The sequence below is a fragment of the Sphingomonas sp. NPDC019816 genome, from assembly GCF_050274375.1.
Classification (GTDB): Bacteria; Pseudomonadota; Alphaproteobacteria; order Sphingomonadales; family Sphingomonadaceae; genus Sphingomonas.
Map to the genome: position 1 here is coordinate 21,182 of NZ_JBNNOB010000039.1, position 6,000 is coordinate 27,181.

General features: G+C 66.6%; 6 protein-coding genes and 1 tRNA gene. 4 read left to right on the plus strand and 3 right to left on the minus strand.

Annotated elements, in window-relative coordinates:
- The first annotated feature begins 84 nt into the window (after nt 1–84).
- The 3 genes from ACQKJZ_RS08115 to ACQKJZ_RS08125 all read left to right on the plus strand — a co-directional run bounded on the left by ACQKJZ_RS08115 (nt 85) and on the right by ACQKJZ_RS08125 (nt 3,547).
- Nucleotides 85–462: a hypothetical protein gene (locus tag ACQKJZ_RS08115; protein ID WP_427730677.1), complete on the plus strand. Its 378-nt coding sequence runs from the start codon at nt 85–87 to the stop codon at nt 460–462.
- Nucleotides 459–1,607, plus strand: a complete 1,149-nt coding sequence (locus tag ACQKJZ_RS08120) for a glutathionylspermidine synthase family protein (RefSeq protein ID WP_427730678.1) — start codon at nt 459–461, stop codon at nt 1,605–1,607. Before ACQKJZ_RS08115 ends, ACQKJZ_RS08120 begins: the two co-directional genes overlap by 4 nt.
- Before the next feature lie 128 nt (nt 1,608–1,735).
- Nucleotides 1,736–3,547 (plus strand): methyl-accepting chemotaxis protein, encoded by a 1,812-nt coding sequence (locus tag ACQKJZ_RS08125; protein ID WP_427730682.1) that lies wholly within the window; start codon nt 1,736–1,738, stop codon nt 3,545–3,547.
- Between the two features lie 176 nt (nt 3,548–3,723).
- Here ACQKJZ_RS08125 and ACQKJZ_RS08130 read toward each other — a convergent pair.
- From ACQKJZ_RS08130 to moaA, 3 genes are all read right to left on the minus strand, one after another.
- Nucleotides 3,724–3,798: transfer RNA gene (locus ACQKJZ_RS08130), tRNA-Asn, on the minus strand.
- 109 nt (nt 3,799–3,907) lie between these two features.
- Nucleotides 3,908–4,687, minus strand: a complete 780-nt coding sequence (locus tag ACQKJZ_RS08135; RefSeq protein ID WP_427730679.1) for an NAD kinase — start codon at nt 4,685–4,687, stop codon at nt 3,908–3,910.
- Complete coding sequence (moaA, locus tag ACQKJZ_RS08140) at nt 4,684–5,703, minus strand: GTP 3',8-cyclase MoaA (protein ID WP_409529611.1); 1,020 nt, start codon at nt 5,701–5,703, stop codon at nt 4,684–4,686. Before moaA ends, ACQKJZ_RS08135 begins: the two co-directional genes overlap by 4 nt.
- Nucleotides 5,704–5,780: 77 nt before the next feature.
- Between moaA and ACQKJZ_RS08145 the strand changes: the two genes are divergently transcribed.
- Nucleotides 5,781–6,000, plus strand: a 220-nt coding sequence (locus tag ACQKJZ_RS08145; RefSeq protein WP_427730680.1) for a hypothetical protein, incomplete at its 3' end; no start/stop codon positions are given.

Below are 6,000 nucleotides of genomic sequence, written 5' to 3' on the forward strand. Positions count from 1 at the left end.
ACCGGCGCGCCCTTGCCTATGTGAAGGATCGAAGGCTGGTCAAGCGGGCCCGCGCTGCGCCATGATGGCGTAGGGAGAGTTTCGATGGCCTTCGATTTGAAATGGACCACCGCGCTGGCGGCCGCATTGCTGGCGAGCGGTTGCAACCGGGGTGCGGGCGACGACGGCTGGACCGCCGACACGGACACCGCGATCTGTACCGATGCGCAGGGCAAGCGCCTGCCCGAAGATCGCTGTCGCCAGCACCGCGTCGGCGGCGGGGGTGGAGCCTTCTGGTATTTCCTGGGGCGTGGACGCACCATTCCCTTTATCGGCGAACGCGCCCGGGGCGGCAGCTTCCGCGCGGCGGGCGGCACCGCGTACCGCAGCGCGCCGACCGGCACCGCGATAACGCGTTCGGCGGCGATCAGCCGGGGTGGCTTCGGTTCGTCCGGGCATTATTTCGGCGGCGCCCGCTCATGATCCGCGACACGCTGACGCCGCGCGCCGACTGGCAGGCCAAGGTCGAGGCGTCGGGTCTCGTCTGGCATGCCGGTGCCGATCGGCCCTATTGGGACGAGAGCGTCTGCTATCGTTTCACCGGTGCCGAGATCGACCGGATAGAGGCGGCGACGACCGAGCTGTATCGCCTGTTCTTTGCGGCCGGGGAGGCGGTGGTCGGCGATCCTGCGCTGCTCGCCCGCTTCGCGATCCCGCCCGCCTTTCACGATCCCATTCGCGAGGCATGGGAGGCGGAACCGCCTGCGCTCAATTTCGGGCGTTTCGACCTGGGCTTCGACGGGCAGGATGCGCCCAAGCTGTTCGAGTTCAATTGCGACACCCCGACCTCGCTGTTGGAGGCGGCGGTGGTGCAATGGGAATGGAAGACGGAATGTTTTCCCGCACTCGACCAGTTCAACAGCCTGCACGAGGCGCTGGTCGCGCGCTGGCGTGCGCTGGCCCCCGCGCTGCCGGCCACGTTGCACGTCGCCCATGTCGCCGACCTGTCGGGCGAGGATGCGATCACCGCCGCCTATCTGCGCGACACCGCCGAGGCGGCCGGGATCGCCACGCTGCCGCTGTTGATGGAGGACATCGGATGGCATCATGACGACCATTGCTTCGTCGACGCTTCCGCCATGCGGATCGAGGCGCTGTTCAAGCTCTATCCCTGGGAATGGCTGGTTCGGGAGGGCTTCGCGCCGCATCTGCTCGACAATCTGGCGCGCGGCGACCTTTTCTGGATCGAGCCGATCTGGAAGATGATCTGGTCGAACAAGGCGATCCTGCCGGTGTTGTGGGACCTGTTTCCCGGTCACCCCAATCTCCTGCCCGCCAGCTTTACCATCCCGATCGGCGACGCGGTCGCCAAGCCGCTATTGTCGCGCGAAGGGGCCAATGTCTCGATCCGGCGCGCCGATGCCATCATCGCCCAGACGGCGGGCGACTATGGCGATGAGGGTTACGTCTATCAGTCGCTCTATCGCTTGCCCGAAATGGCGCCGGGCTGCTTTCCGGTGCTCGGCAGTTGGATCGTGGACGGCGCGGCGGTCGGCCTGGGTATTCGCGAGGGCGGACTGATCACGTCGAACACGGCGCGGTTCGTGCCGCATGTCATCGACGGCTGATCCACCTCATGGCTTCGTTAAGCCTATTTAACCTAGATTTATGACGTTAATTTAATCGGACGACGGCAGGGAAGGCGATCGACGCTGGGGGGCGTAGTTGGATTAAAGGAAGAGCCTCCGTGCAGAGCATGCGCATTCCAGCGAAACTGATCGCCTGTTTCTCCGTCCTGCTGATCGCCCTGCTGGGCCTGGCGACACTGGCCGTCGTGCGTCTCAGCGAGATGCGCGACGTGGCTGTCAATCTCGGCGGCGAGCAACGGTCGCAGTTGGAAGCGATCGCCGTCATCAACGCCGCGGCCGCGACCTACCGCGCGACCGTCGGACAACATCTGCTGGCCGTCACGCCCCAGGCCCGCGAAACCGCGCAGCAGCGTATCAACGCGCTGCGCGATCAGGTGGCACGCCGTGCCGCCTGGCTGCGTCCGCGCCTGGCGGATGACGATACCCGCACGGCGCTGGACGATTTCGTAAAGGCGTGGGACGAATATCGCAGTCACGCGGAAGAGACGTCGCGCGCGGCGACGGCGGGGGCGGACGATGCCACCGCACTGTTCCGGGTGGCCGGGCCCTATTTCACCGTCGCCAACACGGCGGCCGAAACGCTGCGCAAGAAGCAGTCGCGGGCCATCGACGCGCTGGTCGACGAAGCGCAGACCACCTATTCGATCAGCCGGCTGATCATGATCGGCACCGTCCTCCTCGTCGCGATGCTGACGGTGGCGATGTTGCTGATGCTGGTGCGCCTGATTGCCCGGCCGGTCGGCGCGATGAGCGGCACGCTGGCGCAGCTTGCGGCCGGCGAGCGATCGGTCGCGATCGCGGACAATAGCGCACGCGACGAGATCGGGGACATGATGCGCGCCGCCGCGGCCCTGCGCGACCAGCTTGCCCAGGCGGACCGAGAGAAGGACGAGCAGGCCGCGCTGATCGTCTCGACGGTCGGCACGGGGTTGCAGGCCCTGTCGGCCGGCGACCTGACCGCGCGGATCGACGCCCGACTGGAACAGCCATTCGCGCGGCTGGCGACCGACTTCAACGATGCGATGGCCGGGATGGAACAGGCGATGCAGGCGGTCGGCGGCGTCTCGGCGGGGCTGCGCGCCGCGTCCGGCGAAATCCGTTCGGCATCCGAGGACCTGTCGCAGCGAACCGAGCAACAGGCCGCCAGCCTGGAGGAGACCGCCGCCTCGATGCATCAGATCACGACCGTGGTCGCGCAGTCCGCATCCGACGCGAGGCGCGCCGACATCGCGGTCGCCGATGCGAACAGCGCGGCACAGGGCGGTGGTCAGGTGGTGCGCGACGCCGTGGCGGCGATGAACGACATCGAACGCTCCAGCCAGGAGATTTCGGAGATCATCAGCGTGATCGACGGCATCGCCTTCCAGACCAATCTGCTCGCCCTCAACGCCGGCGTCGAGGCGGCACGCGCCGGCGATGCGGGCAAGGGCTTCGCCGTCGTCGCCAGCGAGGTCCGGGCACTGGCCCAGCGCTCGGCCGATGCGGCCAAGGACGTCAAGGAGCGAATCACCAGCAGCAACGACCAGATCGAAGCCGGCGTCGCGCTCGTCGCGCAGACCGGCAAGGCGCTGGAACAGATCATCGAACGCGTGGCCGAGATCAGTGAACTGGTGCGCAGCCTGGCCGCCTCGGCCGAGCAACAGGCCACCGGCCTCGCGCAGGTGAACGTCGCGGTGGACGAGATGGACGGCGTGACGCAGCGCAATGCCGCCATGGTCGAGGAAACGACGGCGGCGGCGCGCGAATTGGCGGAAAAGGCCGATGAGCTGAACGGCCATGTCACACGGTTCCGGGTGCGGGCCGACGCGATGCCGGCGATGCCCCGGGCCACAGCGCCGATCGGCCCACGCGCCGGATCGCCGGTTCGACTGGTGGCGAACGGCCATCCCGTCGCGGCGGACGACTGGTCGGCGTTCTGACGTCGATCCCGCCCATTCCTTTCCTTATCGGGAAGGAATGGGCACCGCCGGACGGCTGCCAGCCTATAGGATGTCGCGCGGACGCGCTCGGCATGCGCAGATATTGCGATCGGATTTGGAAGGGGAGGGCGGCGAGCCTATGCTCAAGCCGCAATCTGGAATATCTACAGCGCCGGTGGCTCCCTGAGTAGGATTCGAACCTACGGCCGCTCGATTAACAGTCGAGAGCTCTACCGCTGAGCTATCAGGGAATGTTCCGGCGCTGTGGAGGGGTCCTATAAAGGGCTCGAAAAAAGCCGCAACCCCTTTTTTGACGGTTTTGCGTAAGCCCAGCGGTCAAAGCTGTGGATAAATGCCGGGTCAGGCGACGAACTGTTCCATCGTGATGCGGTCGTCGAGCGCATGCTCGGGATCGAACATCAGCGTCAACTCGCGCGACCGGTCCATGCAGATGTCGACCTGCGCCACGTCGCGCACCTCGCGCTGGTCGGCGACGGCGGAGACGGGGCGCTTGCCCGGATCGAGCACGCGGATCGAGATGCGCGCCTTGTCCGGCAGGATCGCGCCGCGCCAGCGGCGCGGGCGAAACGGGCTGATCGGAGTCAGCGCCACCAGCGCCGATCCGAGCGGCAATATGGGCCCCTGTGCGGAAAAGTTATAGGCGGTCGAACCGGCGGGCGTAGCGGCCAGGATACCGTCGCAGGCCAGTTCGGGCAGGACCACGCGGTCGTTGACCATGACCTCCAGCTTGGCGGTCTGGCGCGTTTCGCGCAGCAGCGAGATTTCGTTGATCGCGGGCAGGGTCTGGACACGGCCGTCGATGCCGGTCGCGGTCATCTGCAACGGCGTGACGCGGAACGCCTTGGCGCGCGCCAGGCGATCCTCCAGGCCATAGCTGCGCCACTCGTTCATCAGGAAGCCGACGGTGCCCAGGTTCATGCCGAATACGGGCACGGGGCCGCGTCGCCGCTCCAGCATCCGGTGCAGCGTCTGGAGCATGAAGCCATCGCCGCCCAGCGCGATGACATAATCGGCCTCGTCGAAATCGACCCAGTCGGTGCTTTGGGCAAGGTCCTCCGCAGCGGCCTGGGCAGGCGCGGTGGGCGAGGCGACGAGCGCCCGCCGGACAGGCATGGTCATCCGCCGGTCACGCTCATGTGACGACCGACCGCCGGAGCGGCTCCGGCCTCGATACGGAAATCGTGCCGTGCCGGCTTGGCCGCCAGCCCGATATCGATCGCCGCGTCCAGCCCTGCGATGCCGCCATCGCGAAGCGCCGCCTTCAAATCCACCTGATCCTCATGACCCAGGCACATATACAGCTTGCCCTCGGTCGTCAGCCTCACGCGGTTGCACCCGTCGCAAAAATTTGCGGTCAGCGGCGATATGAGGCCCAGGCGGGTATCGGTCCCCTCCACCTGCCAGTAACGCGCCGGCCCGCCGGTGCGGTGACCGGCGCGGACCAGTGGGAATTCGGCCGACAGCCGGTCGAAGACGGTGGTCAACGGCAGGAAGCGGTCGGTCCGGTCCTCGTCGATGGCGCCCAGCGGCATCGTCTCGATCAGGGACAGGTCCAATCGCTCCGAAATGCACCATGACAGCATCGAACCGATCTCGTCTTCGTTCAGTCCCTTGAGTGCAACCATGTTGATCTTGATCAAAAGACCAGCATCGCGGGCGGAGAGGATGCCATGGATCACCTGTCGGACGTCGCCATGCCGGGTGATGTAGCGGAAACGGTCCGCATCGCGGCTGTCCAGGCTGACATTGATGCGCCGGATGCCAGCGGCGACCAGCGTCTGCGCATGGTCGGCCAGCCGCGTGGCGTTGGTCGTCATGGTCAGCTCGTCCAGCCCATGGCCGACATGCGTGCCCAGGCGTCGAACGAGATCGGCGACGTCGCGCCGGACCAGCGGCTCGCCACCCGACAGGCGGATGCGCGTCACCCCGCGCGCGATGAAGCGTTCGGCGATGATGGCGATCTCGTCCAGGCTCAACAGCTTGGCGCGGGGCAGGAACGTCATCTGTTCCGCCATGCAGTATCGACACCGCAGATCGCAGCGGTCGGTCACCGAAATCCGCAGGTAGCGGATGGTGCGGCCATGCTGGTCGATCAGCGATCGTCCGGTCGAGTTATCGGCACTGACCATCGTCATGAGGGTAGCCCCATGACGGGACGCCAGCAAGGCCGATTGGCATTGGTGATCCCCTTGCCGATGGATAGGGTGCGTGCATGACGCAGGATGAATTCGGATTGAACGCCCACCATGGCGGAACGGCGGTGTTCACGCTTTCGTTCCGACATCCTGCGATGATGGATGAAGCCGTCATGCGCGCGGGCTGGGCGATCTGGTCCATGGCGCCGCGTGACGGGGACCCGCCGGCGGGCGACAAGCTGGTCGCGTCGTTCCTCGCCAGCGAGGCGCGCGTCGCGCTGATCGACGCGCGCGACG